The organism is Bradyrhizobium sp. JR3.5 (assembly GCF_054057015.1).
In genome coordinates, this window is sequence record NZ_JBSRYV010000001.1 from 128,922 (window position 1) to 152,682 (window position 23,761).

The 23,761-nt window shown below is 61.5% G+C and carries 20 protein-coding genes and 3 pseudogenes; 15 read left to right on the plus strand and 8 right to left on the minus strand.

The window, feature by feature from the left end:
- Positions 1-183: 183 nt before the first annotated feature.
- The gene (locus ACVWW1_RS00640; protein ID WP_456654460.1) at positions 184-1,089 is read left to right on the plus strand and encodes a LysR substrate-binding domain-containing protein; all 906 of its coding nucleotides are present in this window, start codon (positions 184-186) and stop codon (positions 1,087-1,089) included.
- Positions 1,090-1,220: 131 nt separating this feature from the next.
- Here the strand turns inward: ACVWW1_RS00640 and ACVWW1_RS00645 are convergent, their stop codons facing one another.
- A complete protein-coding gene (locus ACVWW1_RS00645; protein ID WP_456654461.1) occupies positions 1,221-2,468 on the minus strand; it encodes a cupin domain-containing protein in 1,248 nt (415 codons plus the stop codon).
- Positions 2,469-2,692: 224 nt separating this feature from the next.
- On the opposite strand from ACVWW1_RS00645, the gene ACVWW1_RS00650 reads away from it, so the two are divergent.
- Together ACVWW1_RS00650 and ACVWW1_RS00655 are read left to right on the plus strand one after the other, a co-directional pair.
- The gene (locus ACVWW1_RS00650; RefSeq protein WP_456654462.1) at positions 2,693-5,008 is read left to right on the plus strand and encodes an FdhF/YdeP family oxidoreductase; all 2,316 of its coding nucleotides are present in this window, start codon (positions 2,693-2,695) and stop codon (positions 5,006-5,008) included.
- A 90-nt stretch (positions 5,009-5,098) separates the two neighbouring features.
- Entirely contained in the window at positions 5,099-5,440 is a 342-nt protein-coding gene (locus ACVWW1_RS00655) for a thioesterase family protein (protein ID WP_456656581.1), read from the plus strand.
- A 112-nt stretch (positions 5,441-5,552) separates the two neighbouring features.
- On the opposite strand, the gene ACVWW1_RS00660 is transcribed toward ACVWW1_RS00655, so the two are convergent.
- Entirely contained in the window at positions 5,553-6,032 is a 480-nt protein-coding gene (locus ACVWW1_RS00660; protein WP_456654463.1) for a helix-turn-helix domain-containing protein, read from the minus strand.
- 264 nt (positions 6,033-6,296) lie between these two features.
- Complete coding sequence (locus ACVWW1_RS00665) at positions 6,297-6,740, minus strand: DUF305 domain-containing protein (RefSeq protein ID WP_456654464.1); 444 nt, start codon at positions 6,738-6,740, stop codon at positions 6,297-6,299.
- Between the two features lie 222 nt (positions 6,741-6,962).
- Here ACVWW1_RS00665 and rpoH point away from each other — a divergent pair, with 222 nt between their 5' ends.
- From rpoH to ACVWW1_RS00710, 9 genes and pseudogenes are all read left to right on the plus strand, one after another.
- Positions 6,963-7,865, plus strand: a complete 903-nt coding sequence (gene rpoH / locus ACVWW1_RS00670) for an RNA polymerase sigma factor RpoH (protein WP_456654465.1) — start codon at positions 6,963-6,965, stop codon at positions 7,863-7,865.
- A gap of 227 nt (positions 7,866-8,092) precedes the next feature.
- Positions 8,093-11,280, plus strand: a pseudogene (locus ACVWW1_RS00675) (efflux RND transporter permease subunit).
- Positions 11,281-11,393: 113 nt separating this feature from the next.
- Entirely contained in the window at positions 11,394-12,542 is a 1,149-nt protein-coding gene (locus ACVWW1_RS00680; RefSeq protein WP_456654466.1) for an efflux RND transporter periplasmic adaptor subunit, read from the plus strand.
- A 700-nt stretch (positions 12,543-13,242) separates the two neighbouring features.
- A complete protein-coding gene (locus tag ACVWW1_RS00685) occupies positions 13,243-13,404 on the plus strand; it encodes a hypothetical protein (RefSeq protein ID WP_456654467.1) in 162 nt (53 codons plus the stop codon).
- Between the two features lie 36 nt (positions 13,405-13,440).
- Positions 13,441-14,178, plus strand: coding sequence for a hypothetical protein (locus ACVWW1_RS00690; RefSeq protein ID WP_456654468.1), 738 nt, complete (start codon positions 13,441-13,443; stop codon positions 14,176-14,178).
- A gap of 676 nt (positions 14,179-14,854) precedes the next feature.
- The gene (locus ACVWW1_RS00695) at positions 14,855-15,145 is read left to right on the plus strand and encodes a hypothetical protein (protein ID WP_456654469.1); all 291 of its coding nucleotides are present in this window, start codon (positions 14,855-14,857) and stop codon (positions 15,143-15,145) included.
- 23 nt (positions 15,146-15,168) lie between these two features.
- Complete coding sequence (locus tag ACVWW1_RS00700) at positions 15,169-15,576, plus strand: CidA/LrgA family protein (RefSeq protein ID WP_456654470.1); 408 nt, start codon at positions 15,169-15,171, stop codon at positions 15,574-15,576.
- A gap of 65 nt (positions 15,577-15,641) precedes the next feature.
- Positions 15,642-16,313 carry an LrgB family protein gene (locus ACVWW1_RS00705; RefSeq protein WP_456654471.1) on the plus strand — a complete coding sequence of 224 codons (672 nt, stop codon included), beginning with the start codon at positions 15,642-15,644 and terminating at the stop codon, positions 16,311-16,313.
- Positions 16,314-16,788: 475 nt separating this feature from the next.
- Entirely contained in the window at positions 16,789-17,013 is a 225-nt protein-coding gene (locus ACVWW1_RS00710; RefSeq protein WP_456654472.1) for a hypothetical protein, read from the plus strand.
- 15 nt (positions 17,014-17,028) lie between these two features.
- Here the strand turns inward: ACVWW1_RS00710 and ACVWW1_RS00715 are convergent, their stop codons facing one another.
- The 5 genes and pseudogenes from ACVWW1_RS00715 to ACVWW1_RS00735 form a co-directional block, all read right to left on the minus strand.
- Positions 17,029-17,349 (minus strand): cytochrome c, encoded by a 321-nt coding sequence (locus ACVWW1_RS00715; RefSeq protein ID WP_456654473.1) that lies wholly within the window; start codon positions 17,347-17,349, stop codon positions 17,029-17,031.
- A gap of 10 nt (positions 17,350-17,359) precedes the next feature.
- Positions 17,360-18,523, minus strand: a complete 1,164-nt coding sequence (locus ACVWW1_RS00720; protein WP_456654474.1) for a molybdopterin-dependent oxidoreductase — start codon at positions 18,521-18,523, stop codon at positions 17,360-17,362.
- Between the two features lie 121 nt (positions 18,524-18,644).
- Positions 18,645-18,872, minus strand: coding sequence for a hypothetical protein (locus tag ACVWW1_RS00725; protein ID WP_456654475.1), 228 nt, complete (start codon positions 18,870-18,872; stop codon positions 18,645-18,647).
- A 230-nt stretch (positions 18,873-19,102) separates the two neighbouring features.
- Positions 19,103-19,994 (minus strand): annotated as a pseudogene (locus tag ACVWW1_RS00730) (LysR family transcriptional regulator).
- Between the two features lie 2 nt (positions 19,995-19,996).
- Positions 19,997-20,978 (minus strand): annotated as a pseudogene (locus ACVWW1_RS00735) (YeiH family protein).
- A 133-nt stretch (positions 20,979-21,111) separates the two neighbouring features.
- On the opposite strand from ACVWW1_RS00735, the gene ACVWW1_RS00740 reads away from it, so the two are divergent.
- From ACVWW1_RS00740 to ACVWW1_RS00750, 3 genes are all read left to right on the plus strand, one after another.
- On the plus strand, positions 21,112-21,573 hold the full coding sequence (locus ACVWW1_RS00740; RefSeq protein ID WP_456654476.1) for a hypothetical protein: 462 nt from the start codon (positions 21,112-21,114) through the stop codon (positions 21,571-21,573).
- Positions 21,574-22,518: 945 nt separating this feature from the next.
- The gene (locus ACVWW1_RS00745) at positions 22,519-22,692 is read left to right on the plus strand and encodes a hypothetical protein (RefSeq protein WP_456654477.1); all 174 of its coding nucleotides are present in this window, start codon (positions 22,519-22,521) and stop codon (positions 22,690-22,692) included.
- Between the two features lie 177 nt (positions 22,693-22,869).
- Positions 22,870-23,157: a hypothetical protein gene (locus ACVWW1_RS00750; RefSeq protein ID WP_456654478.1), complete on the plus strand. Its 288-nt coding sequence runs from the start codon at positions 22,870-22,872 to the stop codon at positions 23,155-23,157.
- Positions 23,158-23,761: the final 604 nt, after the last annotated feature.

Consider the following 23,761-nt stretch of genomic DNA (forward strand, 5'->3'; position numbering starts at 1 on the left):
CGGTTCCGTCGGCCACAACGCGAGGGGTCCGCGGATCCTGGCTCAAGGGCCCATCGATCCCGGCCATCGCCTCGGGCTCGGGGCGGCGGACGCTTCAGCTGATGATGTGCGCATGGATTGATAGATGCGGGCCCTGTCATTATCTAGTTCGATAGTCGTGACCTATAAGTGGAGGTCTGTGCGATGAACCTGAGCGGCCTTTCGTTGCGCGATCTCGAATATGTCGTTGCCATCGCGGACCACGGCAGCTTTGTCCGGGCCGCGGAGCACTGTCGGGTCGCGCAACCATCGCTATCCGCGCAGGTTCGCAAGCTCGAGGTCTGGCTCGGCATGGTGATCTTCGAGCGCACCACACGGCGCGTCATTGTCACGGCCGAAGGCAAGTCCTTTGTCGAACAAGCCCGTCGCGTGCTGGCGGAAGCGCGGCTTCTCTTCACGATCGTCCAGCGGTCGGACAAGCCGTTCGGTGGTGTGCTGCGGCTCGCCGCGATTTCGACGCTCGGGCCGTATCTCTTCCCAAGGATATTACCGGCGCTTCGCACGAAATACTCAGAACTCACTCTTGTTCTGAGCGAGGGTCTCACCGGCGAGCTCGTGCCCAAGCTGATCGGCGGCGAAGTTGACGCCGTGCTTCTCTCGTTGCCGCAGACCGACGGGGCATTAACAAGTGCCGGGATATTTTCCGAGTCGTTCCTGCTGGCGTGCCCGAAGGGGCATCCCGCGTCCCGCAAGGGCGGTCCGACCTGGGACGCGCTTGATGCCGAGGAACGGCTGCTCCTGGAGGAAGGCCATTGCCTGCGCGAGCAGGCGCTCGCCGGGTGCTCCGCTCCTGGCCGGACCAATCGTCTCGCCACCAGCCTGGAGACGCTGAAATATATGGTCGCTGCAGGCGAGGGCTGCACGCTCGTGCCCGCCCTGGCCGTATCCGAGCGGGATGCCGTTGCTTATTCGCGGCTGCCGGGCACGACGTTTTCGCGAAAGGTAGGACTGGCCTGGCGCAAAAGCGATCGGCGCGCAGCGGAGTTTTTGGCGCTCTCGGAAAAGTTGAGGCAGATCGCCAAATCGTTCGACGACGTGAAGGCGATGTGACGACGTTGCGTCATCGGAATGCAAGCCATACTCCCGACGCTTACGTGCCTGGAGCAAAATGCCGACCAATGAGAAAACCATCGATCAGTTCTGCTGATCGATGGCTTCTAACCGGGTTCGAACCGCCTCGTTTATCGCTTCGCCATGACGCCCGGCGCATTGTCGGGCCAATTCGCGATCGTGGCTTCGTCGACATTCAGATGCTGCGCCACGAGTTTCGGTGGCGTATGCGCGAGCCAGTTGGAGAGAGAGATTTCCTCGTAGTGCGGGGATCGGAACACGCCGATGAATTGTAGATCGGTGTCGCCGACGTTCTCGACATAGTGCCCGAGGTTGCGCCGGACATAACCGATGTCGCCGGCATTGAAGTCCATCGTCAGCGCGTTCGGACCGGTGTCAAACACGGTCATGCGCGCCTTGCCCTTGATATAATACTGCCATTCGTCCGCATTGGGGTGCCAGTGCATCTCCCTGATGCCGCCCGGACGAACTGTGACCAGTGCGGCCGACACTGCCGTTGAAACCTTGAAATTACTGCTATCGGCGATCTGGATGCTTCCAGTATCGGACGATTTGAACGGACGGGAGGATCCGAGCGGGAAGACGAAAGGATGAGTGGCGACGGGGGCATCCTTCTGGATGGCGGCGCGGTCGCCGGCAAGGTCGCCGGGCACGGTGCCCTGGAAAATCCAGAGGTTGTGCAGCGGGATCCTGGCGAATGCGTCCGCCGGAACGCCGAAGTTCTTGGCCAGGATCTCGGGCGGTGTGTGAGCGAACCAGTCCGAGACGAGCAAGGTGTTGAATTCGTCGGCATGCCCATCATCGAAGCAGATCACGAATTCGCATCCATCCAGGCCCAAGCCCTGCAGTGAATGCGGCGCTCCCGGCGGGAAATACCAGAGATCGCCTTCCTTGACGTCCGCGACATAGGGACGACCGTGCGCATCGAGCACCGTCACACGGCAGGTGCCATAGGTCATGATGGCCCACTCGGCGGCCTGGTGCCAATGCAGCTCGCGGATGCCGCCGGCGGTCAGGCGCATATTGACGCCGGAGATCTCCTTGGAAATGGCAAAATCGGCAACAGTGACCTGGCGCGCCCATCCGCCATTCTGGATGCGTTTCGGCGCGGTGTTGAAGGACGCCCACGGTGTCGGCATGTCGCCGACATCGGTGGCCGGGGGAGATTGCGCGGAAGGAAATTGATTGCCCAGAGCCTCACTCTGCGGGCCCGGATCGCGGAGGTTTCCCGAGCCCTTCGCGTTGATGGCGCCCTGGGGCGGCTCATCCGGATTGCCGAAGGAGCCGGCCTTCGCTGCGGACACTGTCATTGCCGCGCCCATTGCCGAGGCCGCCAGTAGGTTTCGTCTCGAAATCATGATCGCATCTCCAGGAAGATTGCATCGCCGAGCCGTCAACAGCGGTCTCTCTCCATGGAGTTAGGAAAGCGCCGACAAGTACCAATCCAGAGAGGACGTCAGCTTTTCGAGAATGCACTACGATGTCTCCGGTCTGGCGCGTCGCCACGAGCCGGCATTCTTGAAAGAAAGTCGGCAACCGGATTTGCAAATGTTCTGCATCGGTCCCCGCAGAGGTTCTTGCGATGTCGGAACGGAAGACAATTCGCCCCTATCATCATCCGGCTGGTGGGTGGGGTGCACTCAAGGCGCTTAGCGAACATCTGATTGAGCAGCGGATTCCGATCAAGGGAGCGACTACGCTCCGATGCATGAATCAGCCCGAAGGGTTCGACTGTCCCGGGTGCGCCTGGCCCGATCCGAAGCACACCTCGTCATTCGAGTTCTGCGAGAATGGTGCGAAGGCTGTAGCGTGGGAGGCGACCGCCAAGCGTTGCACGCCGGAGTTCTTCGCCGAGCACTCGGTGACCGAACTTGCCACCTGGAGTGACTATGATCTCGAGATGGCAGGCCGCCTCACGCATCCGATGGCCTATGATGGAGCGACGGACAGCTACCTCCCGGTGAGCTGGAACGAGGCGTTCTCGATCATCGGTCGCCATCTGAAGGCGCTGCCAGACCCGAACATGGCGGAGTTCTACACGTCCGGCCGCACTTCGAACGAGGCCGCCTTTCTGTATCAGCTCTTCGTGCGCGAGTACGGCACCAACAATTTCCCCGACTGCTCGAACATGTGTCACGAGGCAACGAGCGTCGGCTTGCCGCAGTCCATCGGCGTGGGCAAGGGGACGGTCTTGCTGGAGGATTTCGACGAGGCCGATTGCATTTTCATCTTTGGCCAGAACCCCGGCACCAACAGCCCGCGCATGATGACCAATTTGCGCGATGCCGCCCGCCGTGGTGCTTCGATCATCTCGTTCAATCCGTTCCGTGAACGCGCACTGGAACGGTTTCAGGCCCCGCAGAGCCCGGTCGAGATGGCGACGTTAGGCTCGACGCAGATCAGCTCGCAGCTCTACCAGGTGCGTGTCGGCGGCGATGTCGCCGTGATCAAGGGCCTCATGAAGGTTTTGGTTGATGAAGACGCTGCGGCGCGAGCGAGCGGCGAGCAGGCCGTTCTGGACTGGGATTTCATCCGTGACCACACCCACGGCCTTGATGAACTGGCAAGTGACCTGAGGGCCACGCAATGGATCGACATCGAGCGTTGCTCGGGGCTCAGCCGCGAAGAGATCGAATATGCCGCGCATGTCTACATGAAAGCCGAGCGTGCGATCATCGTCTACGGTATGGGCATCACCCAGCATCGGCGCGGCGCACAAAACGTCCAGCAATTGGCGAATCTCGCGCTTCTTCGCGGTCACGTCGGCCGTGAAGGCGCGGGCATCTGCCCGGTTCGCGGCCATTCGAACGTGCAGGGAGATCGTACGGTCGGCATCACCGAGACACCGTCCGGAGATTTCCTCGATCGGCTGGAATCCCGCTTTGGCTTCAAGGCACCTCGTGCGCACGGTCACAATGTCGTCACGGCGCTCGAAGCGATGATTCGCGGTGAAGCGAAAGTGTTCATCGCGATGGGCGGCAACTTTGCGGCCGCAATTCCCGATTGGCAGCTGACGCAAGATGCGCTCAGGCGGCTCGATCTCACGGTCCACATCTCGACCAAGCTCAACCGCAGTCACCTGATTCACGGGCGCGATGCCCTGATCCTGCCCTGCCTTGGCCGCACGGAGATTGACGTCCAGGCGACCGGGCCGCAGTCCATCACCGTGGAGGACTCCATGTCGATGGTGCACGCATCGGCCGGTCGCAACCAGCCTGCCTCCGAGCATCTTTTGAGTGAACCCGCGATCGTTGCCGGCATGGCCCGGGCGACGTTAGGGCAGTCCTCCGTCGTCGAGTGGGACGGCTTCGTCGCCGACTACGATCTTATTCGCGAGGCGATCGAGAGCGTGTTGCCGATATTCCAGGCCTACAACGCACGAATTCGCATGCCCGGCGGATTCCATCTGGTCTCGACCGCGCGCGAGCGCATCTGGGTGACACCCGGCGGCAAAGCCAATTTTCTGGTCTTCGAGGGCCTCGGCGAAGATCCGATCGACGATCATCCGGAGACGCTCTGGCTGAGCACAATCCGCAGCCATGATCAGTACAATACCACGCTGTATTCGCTGTCCGATCGCTACCGGGGCGTCTACGGCCAACGCGACATTGTGTTCCTCAATCAGTTCGAGCTGGACAAGCGCGGGCTCGCAGACGGCGATCGCGTCGATCTGGTGACCGTGTCGACGGACGGTCGAGAGCGGCGGGTGCGCAACTTCCGCGTGGTCGGATACTCGTTCCCGAACGGTTGCTGCGCGGCCTACTACCCGGAGACCAATCCGCTTGTGCCGCTCTATGCGCACGATCGCCTTAGCTTCACGCCGTCTTCCAAGGGTGTCCCGATCCGGATCGAGCGCGCGGGCGCCAACGTCACGGACGGGTCTGCGCCACAGGACTGAAGCGATCAGAGGAATTGAGACAGATGAAGCCGAGCACGAATATCGCCATCGGCATGGCTGCCAGCCGTGTCGATTGTGGTCACCACCGATATGACGGTCGGGCATTTCGTTCCGGGCATGCCGCAAGTCTATGCGACCCCGATGATGATCCTGCACATGGAAATGGCCGCCGGCCTCGCGGTCGCAGCCGCCCTCCCGCCGGGCTACGTCAGCGTCGGCATGTCGGTCGATATCCGGCATCTGGCGGCCACGCCGATCGGCGGTCGGGTACGCGCGCTTGCGCGCGTCAAAAGCGTTGGCGCAAAGAGCGTTCTCTTCGAGATCGAGGCGTGGAATGATCTTGGAAAGATTGGTGCCGGAACCCACCGCCGGGGGATCGTGAATGTCCCCGAGTTCGAGAGACGGTTCGGCGTTCACCAGGCCGTGGTCTGATGCCGCCGCCCCGCTTCTGGCAGCGGCGCGGTCATTCCACAGGCAAGCCTCGAAATCGACGGGGCTGGTTCCAGCTGCCGTCGCCTGGCTCACATCGGCAGACCGGGCGCTGTCACAGGAGTTCTGTGGCGGTCAGCCCGAGTTCGGACCGCGGCGACATGTGGTTGCCGACCCGCCAGCACCGGGGCGTGCATCCCGTAAACCGTTTGAAGACGGTCGTAAAATGGGCTTGGGTCTGGAAGCCGACCGTAAGCGCGATCTCCATGATCGGCATCGTGGTGTCCCTCATCAATTCCGCAGCGCGTCGAATACGCCGCCGCAGCAGGAATTCGTGCGGGCGAAGGCCCGTCGCCACGCGAAATTGAGAGGCGAAGTGCATGCGGCTGAGTCCTGCGATGGCAGCCAGATCGCGCGAGGTCATTTTCGACGATATGCTGGCATCGATGTAGTCGACGACACGTTTGAGCCGCCATTTCTGCAGCCCCTGGACATGGCGGCCGCGAACCGTGGCCTGATCGGCCCTGGTCGATTGCTCCTCGGCAGACCCCAGACCAAACTGTCTGACCGCGATCGCAAGCCGAAGCGCCTCCATGCATTGACGATCATTGTTGTGCGTAGCGACCTTCAGGGCCTCAAGCAGCGACCGAACGACTTGATCTCTGGACTCTGTCTCGGCGGCCGTCGGCGGAAGGGGCGACAGGCGGCCACCTGCAACGGACGCCGAACGTCCCGTCTCGTTGCCGCCTGGGGCGGGATGCGCCAGCAATTGCCGAAGGGGATCATGGATCTGGACGGACATCTTGAATCGCTCCGGATGAACAGTGCTGTCAAGTCTTCACGATGTGGCGAGATGCCATCAATTCGATAAGCGCGCGGCAGCCTCCGCGCCGGTCGATGGCATCAAATTGACGCCGGCCGGCAGCGCGTGACGCAGGGATGAGATTTCCAGCTTCTGCTGGCTCACCATTCTCCTGGCGAGCTGCCGAAGTTCGTCGTTGTGGCCGTACTTGATCTCCGCGCTCGCCATATCGATCGTGCCCTGATGGTGAGGGACCATCACATTGACGAAATCACGATCGATGTCGTCCGCCGGCATCATGATGCGGCTGATGTTGCTCACCGCAAGGTCGATATCGAACAGAAACTGCTGCTCGTCCGCATCCTTCGTGCGGGCTTCGGAACCGGGCTTCGGATTTTGCGCGAGAGCAAATGATGTCGCCATGACCGATAGGCTGGTTGCTAGCGAGATAGCGCGTCTGCGCACGAATCCACGGGAAAAGAACGGCACATCGAACTCCATGGCAAGCTAATGTGGTCGGTGTCACGCAGACGAGTGCGTGTTGCTGCCTTGAAGATGCCAAGGGGGGGCGATCAGCTCAATTAAAATTGGTTTTAGGGTTCGGCGAGCGAGACGCGTCAACGCTGGTTAAACCCGAATTCAGATTTCTTAAGCTCAATTTAGTGGCCGCCCAGTCTGCGGTCTTCCTACAGTTGAGGTGCCGGACCAACGTAGGAGCAGCAAATGCAGGTTCAAAAGGCCACCGCCAATGTCACCGGAGTGCCAGCACTGCAGTCGGCTGGCATTCTCGCCTATTCCGCAGCCATCAGGCGCTACGACCTGCTCGAGCGCGGCCGGGAGCAACAGCTCGCGCGGCGCTGGCAGGAGCGGCGCGACAGAAGCGCGACCGATGAACTGGTTACGAGCCATCTTCGCCTCGCCGCCAAGGTGGCGCGCGGCTACAAGGGGTACGGTCTTCCCATCGCCGACCTGATCGCGGAAGCCAATCTTGGGCTCGTGATTGCAGCCTCCCGCTTTGAACCTGGACACGGCGCGCGGTTTTCGAGCTATGCCGTGTGGTGGATCAAGGCGACCGTCCACGAATTCATCTTGCGCTCGTGGTCTCTGGTCAAGATCGGCACGACGGCAGCGCAGAAGAAGCTCTTCTTCCGGCTGCGCGGCGAAATGAGGAAGCTCGCAGGCGAGACTGTGGCGCTGACCCCGGAGGTTGCCCAGGCCATTGCGGACAAGCTCGATGTGACCGTCCGCGACGTGATCGAAATGGATAGCCGGCTCGGTGGCGATCTGTCCCTGAATACCCGTATCGGCGATGGCGATAGGTCGACAGAATGGGAAGCGATGCTTCTCGATGATGCTCCGGATGCGGAGGAGATCGTCGCGGAGCATGACGAGACGACCCGCAGGTCGGCGGCGCTGCGTGCCGCGCTGGAGGTCTTGACCGAGCGCGAGCGGCGCGTCTTCGAGGCCAGACGGCTCGCGGAGCCTCCATTGACCCTTGACCAACTCGGTTGCGAACTATCGATCTCGAGCGAGCGGGTGCGACAGATCGAGACGTCTGCATTCGCCAAGGTCAAGCGCGCGACGATACAAGCAACCCGGGCAGCCGGCGACGGAATGGCTGCGTGAGGCGCACGAGCATCGAGCCTGTGCGCTGGTTTGTGCAGGCTTGTCTCGATGTGAGCGGGAGCGGCGGCCGATCACGGTTGCGCGATGCCTGACCAAAAGGTGAAATTGCGCGATGGCTTCGTCATTTCATCTTTGCGCGACCGAATTCCAACTTGATTGAGGCGGCTGGCCGATCGACGGGGTGTCCTGCCGAGCGTTTTGCGCCGCCTGGCGCGCAGGGGTTTTGAATGGGAATCGTCCGATTTGCGTTGAGGTTTCCGCACACCTTCTACGTGGTGGCGGCTTTGATCCTGTTCCTGGGTGGTGCGGCGCTGTGGTCGATGCCGACGGACATCTTTCCGGAGATACGTATCCCTGTGGTGACTGTCATATGGCAGTATACGGGGCTGTCTACGCCGGAGATGGAGCAGCGCGTCAGTACATACAGCCAGTATTCCATCAGCGCCAATGTCAATGGCATCAAGAACATGGAGTCGCAGACCCTCAACGGTCTGTCGGTGCAGAAGATCTATTTCCAGCCCGACGTCAATCTCGACCTTGCTATCGCGCAGATCGTCTCCGCGACCAACTCGATTCGCGCGCTGATGCCGCCGGGCATCCAGCCGCCGATCGTCGTGCAGTTCAATGCGTCGAGCGTTCCCGTACTGCAGCTCGCCTTGAATTCGGACAAGCTCAACGAGCAGCAACTCTATGATTTCGGCATTGTTATCGTGTCCGGCAGCAGCTTGCGCCGGTTCCCGGCGTCACTCTGCCCACACCGGCCGGCGGCAAATACCGGCAGATCATGGTGGACATCGATCCCGACAAGCTCTTGTCCCGAGGCCTGACGCCGCTCGATATCGTCAACGCGGTCAACACTCAAAATCTTACGCTGCCTTCCGGCACCGCGAAAATGGGAGACATTCAGTACACGGTGCGTACCAATGCGACGCCAGCGACCATCGACGACCTCAACAAGATCCCGGTCAAGTTCTCGAATGGCGCCACCATTTTGCTGAAGGACGTTGCCCAGGTGCGCGATGGCTCGATGGTGCAGCAGAACATCGTCCGCGAGGACGGTCGTCGCTCGGTCCTTCTCAGCATCATCAAGAATGGCAATGCCTCGACGCTGGCAGTCGTCAACGGCGTGAAGAAGGCGTTGACTGCGGTTCGCGCTGCCGCACCTCCCGGGCTCAAGATCACGGAGTTATTCGACCAGTCGGTCTTCGTGACGAATTCGGTGAATGGCGTGCTCCGGGAAGGAGCGATCGCGGCCGGGTTGACCGCCATGATGATCCTCCTGTTTCTGGGTTCGTGGCGCTCGACCCTAGTGGTGATGATTTCAATCCCGCTGGCGATCCTGTCGTCGCTTGTCGTGCTCTACTTCCTCGGAGAAACGCTGAACACAATGACGCTGGGCGGCCTCGCCCTGGCCGTCGGAATCTTGGTCGACGACTCGACCGTCACGATCGAGAACACCCACCGGCTGTGGACGGAGGAGGGCATGTCGCTCGCGGACGCAACCCTGCATGGCGCGGCCGAGATCGCGGTACCCACGCTGGTGTCCACCCTCGCCATCAGTTGCGTGTTCACGTCGGTGGTGTTCCTCGAGGGGCCCGCCAAATACCTGTTTACGCCGCTGGGCCTCGCCGTCGTGTTCGCGATGCTTGCGTCCTACGGGCTGTCGCGGACACTGACGCCGATCACGATTGGTTTGCTGCTGAAGGGGGGAGCGCCGGCACGTCCACGGCGAAGTCTCCGACGGGCTGTTCTCACACCTGTCCAACGGTTTCGAGCGCAGCTTCGAGCGGCTGCGTGACGGCTACTCCCGGCTTCTCGGATTGCTGCTTCGACGCCGCGCCGTCGTGCCGATTGCCGCGATCCTGATGCTTGGCCTGGGCGCGGTGATGCTAAGCCTGGTGGGAAGGGATTTCTTCCCATTGATCGACGGTGGCCAGATCCAGCTCCATGTCCGCGCGCCGGCGGGAACTCGGATCGAGAGTACGGAGGCCATATTCCAGAAGGTCGAAGACAAGATCCGCGAAGTCATTCCCGAGAAGGATCGTTCGCTCATCGTCGACAATATCGGGCTGCCGGCGCGGGCGTATAACCTGGCCTTCGCCGACGGCTCGACCATCGGCATCAATGACGGCGTCATTCTGATCTCGCTCCGCGATGGTCACAAGCCGACTGCGGAGTACGTCAAGAAGCTGCGTCAGCTCCTACCGGCATCGTTCCCGGAGGACACTTTCTATTTCCAGGCCGCCGACATCGTCACCCAGATACTGAACTTCGGACTGCCGGCGCAGATCGACGTTCGGACTGTCGGCTATGGAGCCAACAATCTGGCGGTCGCCAAGGAGCTTCAGAAGCGGCTGGCCGCCATTGCGGGTATCGTCGATGCCCATCTCCAGCAGGAAATCGATGGTCCGGCGTTCTATGCGGATATCGACAGGACCCGTGCCGCTCAGCTCGGCCTAAACGCCAGCACGGTCGCGACCAACATCAATGTCAGCCTCAGCTCGTCGGTCCAGGTGTCGCCGAATTTCTGGACGGATCTGAGCTCCGGCATTCCTTACTACCTCGCCGTGCAGACACCGGAATACAAGGTCAATTCGCTCAATGCGCTCGCCAACACGCCGGTGTCGACGTCGCTCGCCGCCAGTGGCCAGACGGTGCCGGGCATGCTCAGCAACATCGCGACCTTCAAGCGCGATACGGTGCCGACCAACGCCAATCAGAGCAACGTCCAGCCGGTTTACGAGGTCTATGCCAGCGTGCAGGGCCGCGACCTCGGCGGCGTCGCGGCTGACATCGGCAGGGTCACTGCCGAACTGCAAAAGCAATTAAAGCCCGGCAATTCGATCCAGGTCCTCGGCCAGATCCAGAGCATGAACGACTCGTTCCGGGATCTCGGCATCGGGCTCGTGTTCGCGGCGGTGTTCGTCTATCTGCTGATGGTCGTGAATTACCAGAGCTTTGGTGAGCCCTTCGTGGTCATCCTGGCTTTGCCCGCGACGCTCTGCGGCATCGTGACCATGCTGTTCATCACCGGGACCACGCTCAATGTCCCCTCATTGATGGGTGCAATCATGTCTGTCGGTGTTGCGTCGGCGAACTCCATCCTGCTGGTGACCTTTGCGCGCGAGCAGCAGCTGAAGGGGTATTCCGCCTTCGAGGCGGCACTGAGCGCCGGTCGCACCCGGATTCGGCCGGTGCTGATGACGGCGCCGCAGCGATGATCGTTGGCATGATCCCGATGGCGATCGGCGGTGCCGGCGAGGAGCAGAACGCGGCACTCGCGCGCGCCGTGATCGGCGGACTGCTGTTTGCAACGCCGACAACCCTGCTCATCGTCCCTTATCTCTTTGCCATGCTGCGTAAGGGGAATGATGGAAAGCCGCGGCATGGCTTGTTCGAGGAATCTGAGGCATGACAGAGATAGATGTGCGGCCCGACCGGACGCTCCACGACCTCGATCGGCCGAGTGAGGCGAACGGACGTTTCCTGAGGACCGAGGACAGGCCCGGTCGGCGATCCGGAGCAGCCGTGTTCGGCTCGGCGGCGCTGGTCTTGCTCGTCGGAGGGCTCGCCTTGGGTGGGTGGCGTCATTATCAGGCCGGGCGTGACGTGGCCGCGACGTCCGAACAAGCGCGGAGGTTTGTGCCCGAAGTCCGGGTCGCAAGTGTCCGCGCCAGCGACAGCAAGATAAACGTTACCTTGCCGGCGACAACGGCCGCCTTCGAAGCTGCCAACATATTTGCCAGGACCAGCGGTTACGTCGAAAAGCGCTACGTCGATATCGGCGATCGGGTGAAAGCAGGAGCGCTGCTGGCCGAGATCGTCGCGCCTGAACTCGACCACCAGGTCGCGCAGGCCCAGGCCACGCTGGCGCAGACCGAGGGAACCCTGCAGCAAACGCAGGCGAGCCGCGAACTCGCCGAAGTCACCAACGCGCGCGACAGCGGTCTCGTCAAACAGGGATGGCTGACCGCCCAGCAGGGCGACAATGACCGCCTGACGCTGCGCGCACAGCAGGCGGCCGAGGCAGTGGCAAAGTCGAACATCGCGGCTCAGCAAGCCCAGATCAAGGTTTTGCAGCAGGACAAGGCCTATCAGCGCGTGGTGGCTCCGTTCGACGGCGTAATCACCCAGCGCAACATCGACAATGGCAGCCTCGTGCAAGCCGGTTCGACATTCATGTTCACGCTGATGCATGCGAACGTCATCCGCACCCAGGTTTTCGTTCCCCAGGACGAGGCGTTCGGCGTCCAGCCGGGTGTCGATGCCGTCATCCGGGTTCCAGAGATTCCAGGGCGGGTGTTTCCGGGAAAGGTCACGCGGATCGCCACCGCGTTGCAGCCCGGGAGTCGCACGTTGCTAACCGAGATCGACGTGCCCAATCCGGACGGTGCGCTTCAGCCGGGCATCTATTGCACCGTCGAGCTGTTCATTCCACGCAAGACGCAGTCGATGATCATCCCTGCGGACGCGGTTGTCTTCGATGAAAATGGCCTGCATGTTGCAGTCGTCGATGACGGTGTGGTTCATATGCGCAAGGTTGCGATCGCCCGCGATTTCGGCACGGAGGTCGAGGTGCACCAGGGCGTCAAGCCGGGTGATCAGGTGATTCTCAACCCGATGCTGAACCTGACGGAGGGAAGCCGGGTCTCCGTTCGCGGACCGCAGACTAGCTAGCTCGGCGCGGTCGGCGATGGATGCTCGATCCGTGATGTCAGGCAGCCTAGTGAATCAAGTTTGAAGATATCCGGATTCAAGTGGGGCGTGGTTTCGCGATTCGCTGATGCTTTCGAAACCGCCACTCACCGACCGTCAAGAAGCCATCGATTGCCTTCGCTGACCTGCCTTGACTGAGCAAAGAGGATCGTGAACGGCTCACGGCTGATTGAGGAGCTGTGAGCAAGTCTTGCATTCGGATTTCCGCATCAATCCGCACCTCACTCACAGAGCAAACATGCTTTGTGTTTGAATGGAGAAGGTTGATGACAATGTTGAAGATCTTGTCGGCGGCACTGATTGCCACCGCGATGTTTGCGTCGGCTGCAAGCGCACGTGAGAGCCACATGCTCGAGCGGCACGCCGCTCATCATGCGAGCGACTTTCCGTTTGCTGATGGAATCGACGGCCATCCCTGGATGTCCGTACCATCCGTTGGCGCCGATAGTGCGGCGCCCTCGGACCAGCCAGGCGGAATCTGCGACCACGGAGACGACCCGCAGATTTGCTGAGGCGTCCGGCCCGGTGAGCCTGAGGCCGGGCTCGCCTTCGCCGGAAGGGTTGAGGGGGGCGGGAAGAGCTGCTCGGCGGCTTGTCTTGGAACGATTCATCCTTGGCGATAAGTTCTGCTTAGCAGCCTGCGGGGAGCGATCTGCCCTGCATGGCTGCACCGCCACTTGTGTCGGCGGGATTCGTCGGGGCCGGACTGGCGAGGTCCATCGAAATGCTTTCGCTGCATGCGGCCGTGTTCGGGGCTGGCACGACGTCCGGTGCGGGGCTGATGCTGGTCTCGGCCGTGTCGGCATCCGCCGTTGGCGACTGAATGGTTCCCGGTGGAGGTCCTTGCGGGACGGCGGGTGTGGAGGCGGGCAAGGCCGCAGCATTGGTCAGCGTGCTCCCGGGCGCCGACGTGCACGAGCTTCCTGGTGTGGAGCCAGCGAGTATCGACGCTGGTGCGACCGTGCCTGTCGTGCTGCCGGTGACCGTGGCTACGATGGTCACGGGCATGGCCGCCGGCAAGGTCGGCGACAAGCTTGTACCCGTTGTCGGTGCGCTCGGCCCCAACATGCCGGTGATGGTACCCATTGGGATTTCTGCGCTCATCGCCACCGTGGGACTCGCGGAAGCGCTGCTGCTCGTGGAAGTGACGCTGTCCACGGACGGCGAAAGCTCCACTTCGGTCGGCGCGCAATTCACGCTCGTTCCCGGAAGTGTCGGATCCTGCGCCAGCGGGGGCGCCGCCAGAGTGGTTGCCGGCGCACCGGGAATGGTCGCGGCCGAGAACAGACTCGTGAACGGACTTGGCCCTGCCAGCGGAGACGACACAATCGCACCCGGTGTTGTCGGAATGGCCATGGCGGTCGTGCCCATGGTCGAGACTTGCGCCAGACAGCTGCCACCGCTCAACAGAAGGGCGGCCGTCGCACAGATATGTTTACGCATTCGAAATCCCAGACGCTCGATTGTCGAAGTAAACGTAGGCACCGGGGCCGACCAATCCAACTCACTTTCGAGAGCGGAGCGCGATAGCTCCGGGCAGTCGGGTGCCGGCCGCGCGCCCGCGACCCTGATCAGAGATTTCAATTCGCTGTCATGATCCTTGCCGGAGCGCATCTACCGCCTAGTCTTAAGTCTGGATGATCTAATCATCGGAGATGCCCTCCTGAGGAACTGCGGTCTGCGAAGGTGCTACATGCAACGAATTCCATTCATACTGATCTGCATGGCAGTCTCGGCTTGGGCGTCGCCTGGTTATGCGGTGCCGGTCGTCCCCTCTGATCCTCCAATGAGTGCCGGAAGGATCGCTCGCCTTCCATCCGGAATCAGGAGGGTTGTTTGGGCCAGGTGCGGCGCCAATGCTGAAGCAGGTCACTACTTCGCGACATACGACGATAACTCAAACGTCGTTCGGCTCGACTATTCGCTCCTCCAGTGCCCGGATGCACCCGAACCTTGCCAAGGCTCCAACTGCATACAGACATTCGTCCGCCACGCTGGCCAATATGTGCTGTCCAGGTCCGGCGGCAATCGTGCGTCGCGGCCGCATCCGTGGCGGAATCGGCCGTTGTGACACCCTCGCAGGTCTACGTGACAGGAACTGCGCATTGTCGCGGATCATCCGTCTGAGACGACGAAATCCAACTGAGGTCGTCCACGTCCGCCGTACCGAGTCTGTATTCCTTGTCAGGATCGCTCTCGCGATCGTGCTCGGCGCGGACCGCGCGTGACGCCTACTTCAAGTTCAGGTCATCTCAACGCCTGGAACACGAGTCATGAAACTGTTGTCCCTGTTTTGCTTCGCACTTTGTCTCACCCTCTCCGTCACCACGGCATTTGCCCGCGGCGGTATGGGGGGATCCATGGGATCGCACATGTCGATGGGGCGCGCGCTCGGTACGAGTGCCGCCACGCCGGGAACGAATTCCCTGGGTACTGCGCTGCCGTCGTCCGGTGGGATCGGCCACGCCATGAAAGCGCCGCTGCTCGGCACGAACCCAGCCATCGACAAGGAGGATGCGCGGCTTGAAAAAATGCTGGAGGGGTCGATCTGTCGCGGATGTTGAACTCGCGCACGCCGCCGTAGCAAATGATCGTCCCCGCGTTTCTTGTTCTGCTGGCGTGCGAACTCGCCGGCGATCTGCTTCACCAGGTTCTTGCGCTTCCCGTACCGGGACCGGTGATCGGCATGTCGATTCTGGCCGCCGCGCTGGTCTTGAGAATGGAAGGGCCGGCCGCGAAGTCGCCGGTGATTGCCGGCGTGGAGCACACTGCTGAAACCTTGATCCGTCACCTGGGGCTACTGTTCGTGCCGGCCGGCGTGGGTCTCATTGCGGAGACTGGGGTACTGCGGGCGGAATGGCTGCCGATTGCCGCGGGCCTGATTGGATCGACATTGCTGAGCCTCGCCGTCACCGGGTTGGTGATGCATTGGAGCATTCGCCGCCGCGCCGCGAGGCGGTCGCCGGACACCGTGCGAGGCGTGAAGACGCGTTGAACGACGTCAGGCTGTTGTCAATGCTTGCAATCGATCGACTCTGGATTTCGCTTGGTGCGACGCCCGTGCTCTGGCTCGTGGTAACGCTGTCGGCTTACGCCCTCGGTAACGCGCTGCAGCGGGCCTGCGGTGGTTCGAGCTTCGCAAGCCCGGTGCTCACGGCCATCATTCTCGTAGCTTGCACCGTCGTGATGACCGGGACCGATTACAGGGTCTATTTTGCGGCAACCCAGCCCATCAATTTTCTGCTCGGCCCGGCAACTGTCGCCTTGGCCGTTCCGCTGGCGCGAAGTGCCCGGCTCATCAAGGAGAATCTTCTGAGTGTTGGACTTGCATTGCTGGCGGGCTCCGTTACATCGATCCTCAGCGGGATTGGTCTGGTGTGGCTCCTTGGAGGCTCACGCGCGGTTGCGTTCTCGATGGCGCCGAAAGCGGCGACCACGCCGATTGCGGTCGCGGTCTCCAGCCAGGTCGGTGGCATTTCGGCACTGACGGCCGCGCTCGCGATCCTTGGCGGTATTGTAGCGGCAGTCGCGGGTCGGAAAATGTTGACCGCGCTGAACATCCACGATTGGCGAGCCCACGGTCTTGCGGCCGGAATTGCCGGGAGCGGCGTCGCGGCGGCCCAGGTCGCGGCACGCAACGAGCTTGGTGCCGCATTCGCCGCGGTTGGCATCGGGTTAAACGGCGTCCTGATCGGACTCGTTGTTCCGCTTGTCGCCCAGTACTGGAAATAGCTGGCGCAGATTGTTGTCCTGAGCTCTTGTGCGTGCGCCGGTTCGAGTCGTTCCGGCCTCGAAGGCGATCGCTGGTGCCGCGACGGACGATGCCGGTAATGTGATATTTCGTGCAGCCCGTGCAGATTGGGATCACGAACGACGCGCATCACTTCCAGAAGGTGAACAACTGGAGAAAGTTCGATGCGTACTCTTTTAGCCGCAGGCTTCTTGATCTCACTGACCGCATGTGCGAGCGCGGCTCCCTTGCATGGTACCCACACCCGACATCGGGCCATCACGCATCATGGGCAAACCTTCACCGTCCCGAGGGAGTCCTATGCAGCCGTTCGACCGCAGACCTACTATGACGACACGCCCAGCTACGACGATCCATCCAAGCTCGGTGGCCAGCCTCCCGCGATGTGATCCGCAGGATCCGGTCGCACGTCCCGCACGCCGCATCGATCGTGCAAAACGATCTCGGGTGATCTCAATGCGTTGTCTTCTGGTGTTTGGTCTTCTGCTGATTTCGTTCGCCGCTTCCGCGGCAACGCACGGTCCGGTCGCCCCCGCGGCACGTGCGCACGGCCATCGACAACAATTGGCAGCTCCGGGTGCGGCGATGTCCGCCCGTCCTCGCTTCGCCATTCCCGGTTGGACGGATGAAGACACCGAGCGCTGGCTGGACAACGCCAGCTCGGGCTGGTCGCAGGCCTGACGCTAGTTCGTCCCCTTAGTGCTGACGAGATAGTCGACGATCGCGGGTACGTCGCTTTACGTTGATGGGCGCTCTGTAGGCCTTGATCATCTTGCGGACCTCGGAGTCCCAGACGGACCTGGAGAGGGCAGGCTGGTTCAACACCATGTCCGCGGAGTGACAGGCCAGGCAGTTATTGTTGATAGCATCCGCGCTGGATTCACCCGGAAACAGCGCATCGCCCGCAGGAAGCTCCACGGTTGTCGATGTGATTTCCGGAGCGGGCTGGACTCGGGCGGAGGTCGGCGTTAGCAGGGCAGCCAACGAGGCGCCAAGGGCAATGATGGCGTGGCGCATGAAATTGCTCCTAAATGGCGGTGATATGGGCCGTCTCGACGGCATTGAGCATGAAACCGCTGTTGTTCCAGTTGGGCATTGCGGGCTGAACGTCGCCGCTCAGATTCGTGCAGCGGACCATGAGTGAATGATGGCCCTTCTCCAACAGGGGGACGCTCATCTGCCAGCGGCGGAAGCTGTACTTTCCGAAGTCATCGCCAAGTGTCGCGAGTTGCCAGGTCCGGCCCTCATCCATCAAAAGCTCGACCTTGGAGACGCCAGTGTCGCCTCCGAAGGCAATCCCGCGGATTGTTGCGCTGGCGGCGGCTGGAAGTGACGCATTTTCCGCAACATTCGTGAAGAAGGACCGCGGCACCATGCGGCTGATCGGAACCATCTTTACCCCGGTCTGGCCCGGCGCGATGTTGGCGTGCGGCGTATCCGGAACGGTATAGGCAGTCGCCATCCAGTAATTGTCGTCCGCGCGATCAAGGACTTCGATGTCGCTGAGCATCTTGACCCAATAGGTCGAGTACCATCCGGGCACGATCAGACGTAGCGGAAAGCCGTTCAGCAACGGCAGCTGCTCGCCGTTCATCGCGAAGGCGATCATGACTTCGCCGTCGCGCGCGTGATCGATGTCGAGCGACTTTCGGAAATCGGGCGCTTCGGGTACCACAGGCTCGTCCAGTCCGTTGAAGCGGACCTGAATCGCGCCTGGCTTGACGCCCGCGCGGTCGAGCACATCCTTGAGCAGCACTCCCGTCCATCGCGCATTGCCCATCGCGCCATGCGCCCACTGCGCACCGGGGACACGAGGTGAAAAGAAGCCTCGGGAATTGCCCGAGCACTGATTGACGGCGGCAAGCTCCACGCGAGGCAGCTTGAGCAGATCGCCGATCGACAACGACAGCACTTGATTGACGTGACCGCTTACGGAAAGCCTGAAGGCCGCTGCATCCACCGATGTCGGGATCACGGCCCAGTGCCAGCGCACGTAAAACTGGTCGTTCGGCGTGAATACACCGCGATCGAACACTTCCATTGGAGTTTCCAGCAGCGGTGGCCGGGTGCGCTGCAGGATCATCGATCCCTTTTGCGGGAAGTCGTGCGTCACCGGCCGCTGTCGCGGACCGCCGGCGATCGGCAGCTCCACCGATTGATCTGCCCAGGCCGACGAGGATGCAAGCGCCATGCCCGCCACTCCGATGGTGCGAAGCATGGCGCGGCGAGTCAGAGCTTGAGAGCGTGCTTGGTTGCGATGTTGCTGCATCGAGAGCTCCTGTCGAGGTGACGCATACACTTTCATGCATCGCTCATCCGAGGATCATGTCCGCAAACGGATCTGCGACCTGCTGCTGCGGCGCCTGATGGCTGCACGGCAGATGCCGGTTGCTAAAGCGCAACCGCTCATGCGAGTGAATGATACTCCCTTTGCTCGAAAAATGCATCTCGTTGTGGGCCTGCGCGAGCGGCGCACCGAGTACCGAAGCCGTGGTGGCCAGCGCGACAATCGCGAGGAATGCGCGGTACGAACCGATCATTGTGAATCTCCATCTCGATGTTTCCGGCAGGCGGTGTTCGATGTGCCTGTCGCTTCTCTAGGACGTAGGCCGCGGTGCGGTAGCAATCCAACGAGATGATGAGATCGTTCCGATCACCGGACACGATCGAATGCGCACGGACGGTAGTGCGCGGCGACAACGCTCGCGGCGTTGCCGGCGAGGCATCAGTTCAATTGTCGCAGAAGTGTCGCCCGCGGTCGCAGGTCTTTCTACGCGGCAGCGCCCGCAGCGATGCTGGACATCAGCGCGGCCTCGGCCTTGCTCACATGCCGCTCCTTGTGACGCAAAGCGTAGAACGAGCGCTTCGCCAGTTCGCCGTCCAGCTGGAACAGCCGCTTCGCCGCAATCGCCTTTTCGACCACCAGATCGGAAATGGCCGCGGCACAGCGGCCGGTCTCGACCGCCGTTCGAATTGCCTCGTTGGAAGCCAACTCGAGCTGCACCGTCAAGTCGGAGAGGCGTACCCCGCGTTTCTTCAAGGCCCGTTCGAACATGGCGCGCGTTCCGGAGCCCGGCTCGCGAAGGATCCATGGTGTTCTGATCATCCAGTCAGGAGGAAGCGACTGCTGGGTCGCCAACGGGTGTTGTGCGCCCACTACAGCGACCAGCGTATCGGTGTCGACGCGGCGGGCGGACAATGCAGGATCGTCGACGTCGCCCTCGATGAAGCCGACATCCGCCCATGCCTTCGCGAACGTCGGTCGCGACTTGTTCGGTGTTGGCGATCCTGACTTCGATTTCGATGCCGGGATAGGTCGCCTGAAATGCCAGCAGTCTCGCGGGCAGCCAGTAGCTGCCGACCGTCTGGCTGGCGGAAATCACAAGCTTTCCGGCCGTGAGCCCGGCAAAATCCCGCAGCACCTGCTCGGCTGCATGTGCGCGCGCCAGCACCGCCCGCGCTTCGTTGAGAAAGCAGCGGCCCATATGCGTGAGAACGATGCCGCGGCCCACCCGATCGAACAGCTTGACGCCATAACGCCCTTCGAGCGCGGCGATTGCCGCGCTCGTGGCCGATTGTGTCAGATTCAGTTCGTGCGCGGCTTGTGTGACGTGCTGCTTGTCGGCGACCGCGGCAAAGATCCGGAGTTGTTCGAGCGTCATGGTCACCCCATGAGTTTGATGATCGTCAGGCTGAAAGCTGCGATGAACAGGAAGGCGAACCCGCCCAATATAGCTGGCCGCAAGCCCTTCGCGTAGAGTCTTGAGACGTCGGTCTCGAGGCCCATGGCGGCGAGTGCGATCGTGAGCAGGAACGTCGACAGAGTGACGGTTGCGCTTCTAGCGTCTGCCGGGATCGTCACGAAACTGTTGATGGCGGCCACCGCGACAAAGCCGATAGCAAACCAGGGGAGGGGCGGCCTTTTGGACCCGCGCCTGGCTCCCGCCCGGGGCGCGACGCCCAGGGCCAGGACCACGGGTGCAAGCAACATGACACGGGCAAGCTTGGCGACCGTCGCGATTTCGCCGGCGCGCTGGCCGTTCTGAAAGGAAGCGGCGGCCACCTGCGCGATCTCATGGATGGATGCCCCGCTCCAGAGCCCATAGGCGGCGCCGTCGAGATGCAGAAGATGCGGCAGCACGGGATAGACGAACATTGCGATCGAACCAAAGATCGTGACGCAGGCAATCGCATAGGCGACGTCCTCGTCGGATGCCTCGGTGACGCTGTTGGTCGGCCACAACTGCCGAAGCACCGCAGATCGAGGTGCCCGCAGCGATCAGTTGGGTGAGCTTCCGATCGACGCCGAGCAGGCGACCGGCTGCGAGAGTGAATACGAAGGTGGCAACGAGCGTCGCCGTCACGACGAACAGACCGATTGCGCCGACGGCCGCAAGCCGGGCCAGCGTGATCTGAAAGCCGAGCAGAACGATCGCGGACCGGAGCAGACGGCGCATGCTGAAAGCAATTCCCGGGCCGGCGAAGGATGGCGTGCCGACAAGATTGCGTACCGCGATCCCGATCGTGATCGCGAGAATCATCGGACTGAACGTGGCGGCCCCCGGAACCCTGTGAAGCAGGTCTGCGGCGAGCGCGACGGCTCCGGCCAGCGCGACGCCAGGAATGACCGAGCGCGCCTGTTCCATATGCGACACGATGGCATCGCGGATGACGGGTTTAATTGAAGAACGGCGGAAATCGATCGCATCGGTCATTGGCGTCTCTCCAGGGGCTACGCCAATTGTGGTTCTCGGCATCGAATTTATCTAATAGATTGATGTGGCCGTTCTGATCGATGAAATCGATCATTTGCGCGGCGAGCGATGGACTGGTCACGCTGCTGAAATCCGGAAACCGACGTCGCCGCCGGCGGCGCCGGTGAATGAACGCGTATTTAATCGATATCCGGGCGCGACCCACTACCTCCTCATGGCCGGTTACGTTTCACGCGATCTGCGCGGCCGTTCGCGGTCGATCGTTGTCGCGTGCTCGCGTAGCAGTCCCACATCTTGCCGCGAGCAGCCCAGGAGTTCGACAATGTGCGCTTTTCATCAATTCAGCGCTCTCGCGGCGTCGCGCGGCGAAGGGCTTCATCCGAAGCTGCATGCACTGCTCGAACGGGCGGCGACGTCACCGGTTTCGGAGCTCTCGATGCGCCATGATGGCCTGGTTCAGGCCGGACCGGATCCGGAGCCGGAAATCGGATTGTCGCGCAGCAGCGTGGTGCTGCCCTCGCGATGACCAGCCAATCGACAGGCGCGCCTGAACAGAATTTTAGTGGTGACGCGGTGGCCGCTTCCTACTTCCAGATCGTTCGTACAATGTAAGGAGACGATCATGACCTCTACCACATCGGCAACTGCATTCGCGACCGACCACGGCGAGTGGATCAGTTGTTCTCACTGGGGCATGTTTCCGGTGCGCCGCAAGGTGCGCTGACCTGGTGATCAGACCGGTTCGAGTTCGGTTCTGGCGTGCAGATCATCAGCATGTCTCGACCCAGGTTCAGTAGGTGCAGCGCGATGCAACGAGCTCCTGGTTGTTGTTCGAGGCGGATCTATCCCTTCGGCGATCTCCGGCCGATTGCGTAAACAAAAGCGCGTCGTCCGGTCCGTCAACCGCAGCATTTGCGACGACGTGCGGGGCATGGTTACCACCACCGTAACCTTGCAAAGCGATCGGTCGCGTCAGCGCGGGCGCAGCTGCGGTAGAGTCGTTCGATTGCGTCCCTGGCGCCGCAATCCGCAGTCGGCGGTGAGCATTTCGTACTAGCGCCGAGCCTCTTGCACCGACTTCACCGAATTGCAGCCATGGCAACGAAATACATGGACGGCTTCGTGCTTGCCAACGGACGGTAGCTCGGCCAACAAGGCCATGTAGCGACCGCAAGCGTCACACTTGCATATGAGCGTTTCTATCTCTTGCCTGGATATCGTTAGCATAGCGAAGTTCCCCGTACGCTATCCGCTGAGTTGCCCATGATGGGCCTCAGAGCGTGTTCGTTGTATCCGCGCGAGTACGGAGCGAGCCTGATCTATTGCAAGTCGAACAACGACAGCCTTGCGATTCTGATAGTTCGTCTGGGCCATACATTTTGTGCCAGAAGAGCATGCTCCAAATGGGCTATGCTTTCGTGCTGTCGCAGCGCTCTGGAATGTTGAGGGCCAACATCGCATTTTCAGCGGCATGACGATCAAGACACCTCACTTTCAGCCTGAAAAGACAAGGAATGGTCGCTGGTTTGTGGCGGTCAAGACTGGCAATGGGCCGGATTCTCACATCGGAGACTTCGATACGGAAGCCGATCCGGAGCGTTGGATCGCCACCAAGGCGAAATATTGGCCGGGTAAAGAGAGCTGAAGCGCTGGCTCCCGGAATTTTGAAGACCATCACCTTCTCGGCCGCGGACGAACAGATGCGGCCTCTAGGGGGCAATCCGCGTGATGAGCCCTGGTGATGTCGTCCGGCAGCGTCGTCGCCGGGGCTCTCACGACTCTTCAATGGCTGTGGATCGCGTCGTAAGCGTGAGCGCCAAAGATGATGGTGCTTACAAACAGCAGACCGATGATCGCGATTTCCATCATGACACTTCCCCTTATCATTTTGGGGGATGTGGTATCAGCCGAGTGTTTCCGGCCGGTTTCGCCAGCTGGTGAAAACGGTTTCGCGGGCCGCGGGCCTGACGCGTCGCTAAGCGCAGGCGATTGGCTGTACCGGGCCTTGAAAAGCGAGCATGCTGTCGGAAACTCATCCGCGCTGGGCATCCAGCGCAGCCTCAAAAACCGTGAGGGAAGGCCGTGGAGCGGGCTGGCGATGCCAGCCTAGTCCGGTGGCGACTTATCGGCAGCGGTCGAGCACCCAGGTGAGCGGCGAGATGTTCTTGAGATTAGGCATCTTCGAACTCACGCGACGGGTCAGGCACGCGCGAACTCCTTTGTTTTTATTTATCTTTCCATTCCCTATTTGCGTTGGCGCAGAAGCTGAGGGCAGGGACTATGATTTACAATCCGGCTGTAACCTATTGATGTATATGACCGCCCCGAGAGGGGATTTTATAGCTAAGTATTTGCAACAACCCATAAAGGAGCTGCCTCTTAATCAGCGGGTCCCAGGTTCGAGCCCTGGTGCGCCCACCATGAATCCCTCAGCAAGATCAAGCAAATAGCGTCTCACTCTATCAGCGCAGAGTGCGAACGTTTAGACGCCTTTCGGAGCCATTTAGACGCTCGCGTGCGACAAACGTGCTTTTCAGCACGATTCCGAAGCCGCTCGTTGACGCTGGCGAGCTTGTGCGGCCTACCACGATGCGACCGTGCGCAACGTGCCCTCAAAGACTGTCCTGTGCGACGAGACTTAGTCCCTCAAGCTCGAGGAGCATAAGAACGGCGCCGGCCCGAGGACGAGAAGCTCGAGATCGTCCTGGAGAGCT

Excerpts from the sequence above, each read along its gene's own strand:
- ACVWW1_RS00640 (WP_456654460.1), top strand. The coding sequence starts at position 184 with ATGAACCTGAGCGGCCTTTCGTTGCGCGATCTCGAATATGTCGTTGCC.
- ACVWW1_RS00645 (WP_456654461.1), bottom strand. The coding sequence starts at position 2,468 with ATGATTTCGAGACGAAACCTACTGGCGGCCTCGGCAATGGGCGCGGCA.
- ACVWW1_RS00650 (WP_456654462.1), top strand. The coding sequence starts at position 2,693 with ATGTCGGAACGGAAGACAATTCGCCCCTATCATCATCCGGCTGGTGGG.
- ACVWW1_RS00655 (WP_456656581.1), top strand. The coding sequence starts at position 5,099 with ATGACGGTCGGGCATTTCGTTCCGGGCATGCCGCAAGTCTATGCGACC.
- ACVWW1_RS00660 (WP_456654463.1), bottom strand. The coding sequence starts at position 6,032 with ATGGAGGCGCTTCGGCTTGCGATCGCGGTCAGACAGTTTGGTCTGGGG.
- ACVWW1_RS00665 (WP_456654464.1), bottom strand. The coding sequence starts at position 6,740 with ATGGAGTTCGATGTGCCGTTCTTTTCCCGTGGATTCGTGCGCAGACGC.
- rpoH (WP_456654465.1), top strand. The coding sequence starts at position 6,963 with ATGCAGGTTCAAAAGGCCACCGCCAATGTCACCGGAGTGCCAGCACTG.
- ACVWW1_RS00685 (WP_456654467.1), top strand. The coding sequence starts at position 13,243 with ATGGCTGCACCGCCACTTGTGTCGGCGGGATTCGTCGGGGCCGGACTG.
- ACVWW1_RS00695 (WP_456654469.1), top strand. The coding sequence starts at position 14,855 with ATGAAACTGTTGTCCCTGTTTTGCTTCGCACTTTGTCTCACCCTCTCC.
- ACVWW1_RS00700 (WP_456654470.1), top strand. The coding sequence starts at position 15,169 with ATGATCGTCCCCGCGTTTCTTGTTCTGCTGGCGTGCGAACTCGCCGGC.
- ACVWW1_RS00710 (WP_456654472.1), top strand. The coding sequence starts at position 16,789 with ATGCGTTGTCTTCTGGTGTTTGGTCTTCTGCTGATTTCGTTCGCCGCT.
- ACVWW1_RS00715 (WP_456654473.1), bottom strand. The coding sequence starts at position 17,349 with ATGCGCCACGCCATCATTGCCCTTGGCGCCTCGTTGGCTGCCCTGCTA.
- ACVWW1_RS00720 (WP_456654474.1), bottom strand. The coding sequence starts at position 18,523 with ATGGCGCTTGCATCCTCGTCGGCCTGGGCAGATCAATCGGTGGAGCTG.
- ACVWW1_RS00725 (WP_456654475.1), bottom strand. The coding sequence starts at position 18,872 with ATGATCGGTTCGTACCGCGCATTCCTCGCGATTGTCGCGCTGGCCACC.
- ACVWW1_RS00745 (WP_456654477.1), top strand. The coding sequence starts at position 22,519 with ATGACGATCAAGACACCTCACTTTCAGCCTGAAAAGACAAGGAATGGT.
- ACVWW1_RS00750 (WP_456654478.1), top strand. The coding sequence starts at position 22,870 with ATGATGGTGCTTACAAACAGCAGACCGATGATCGCGATTTCCATCATG.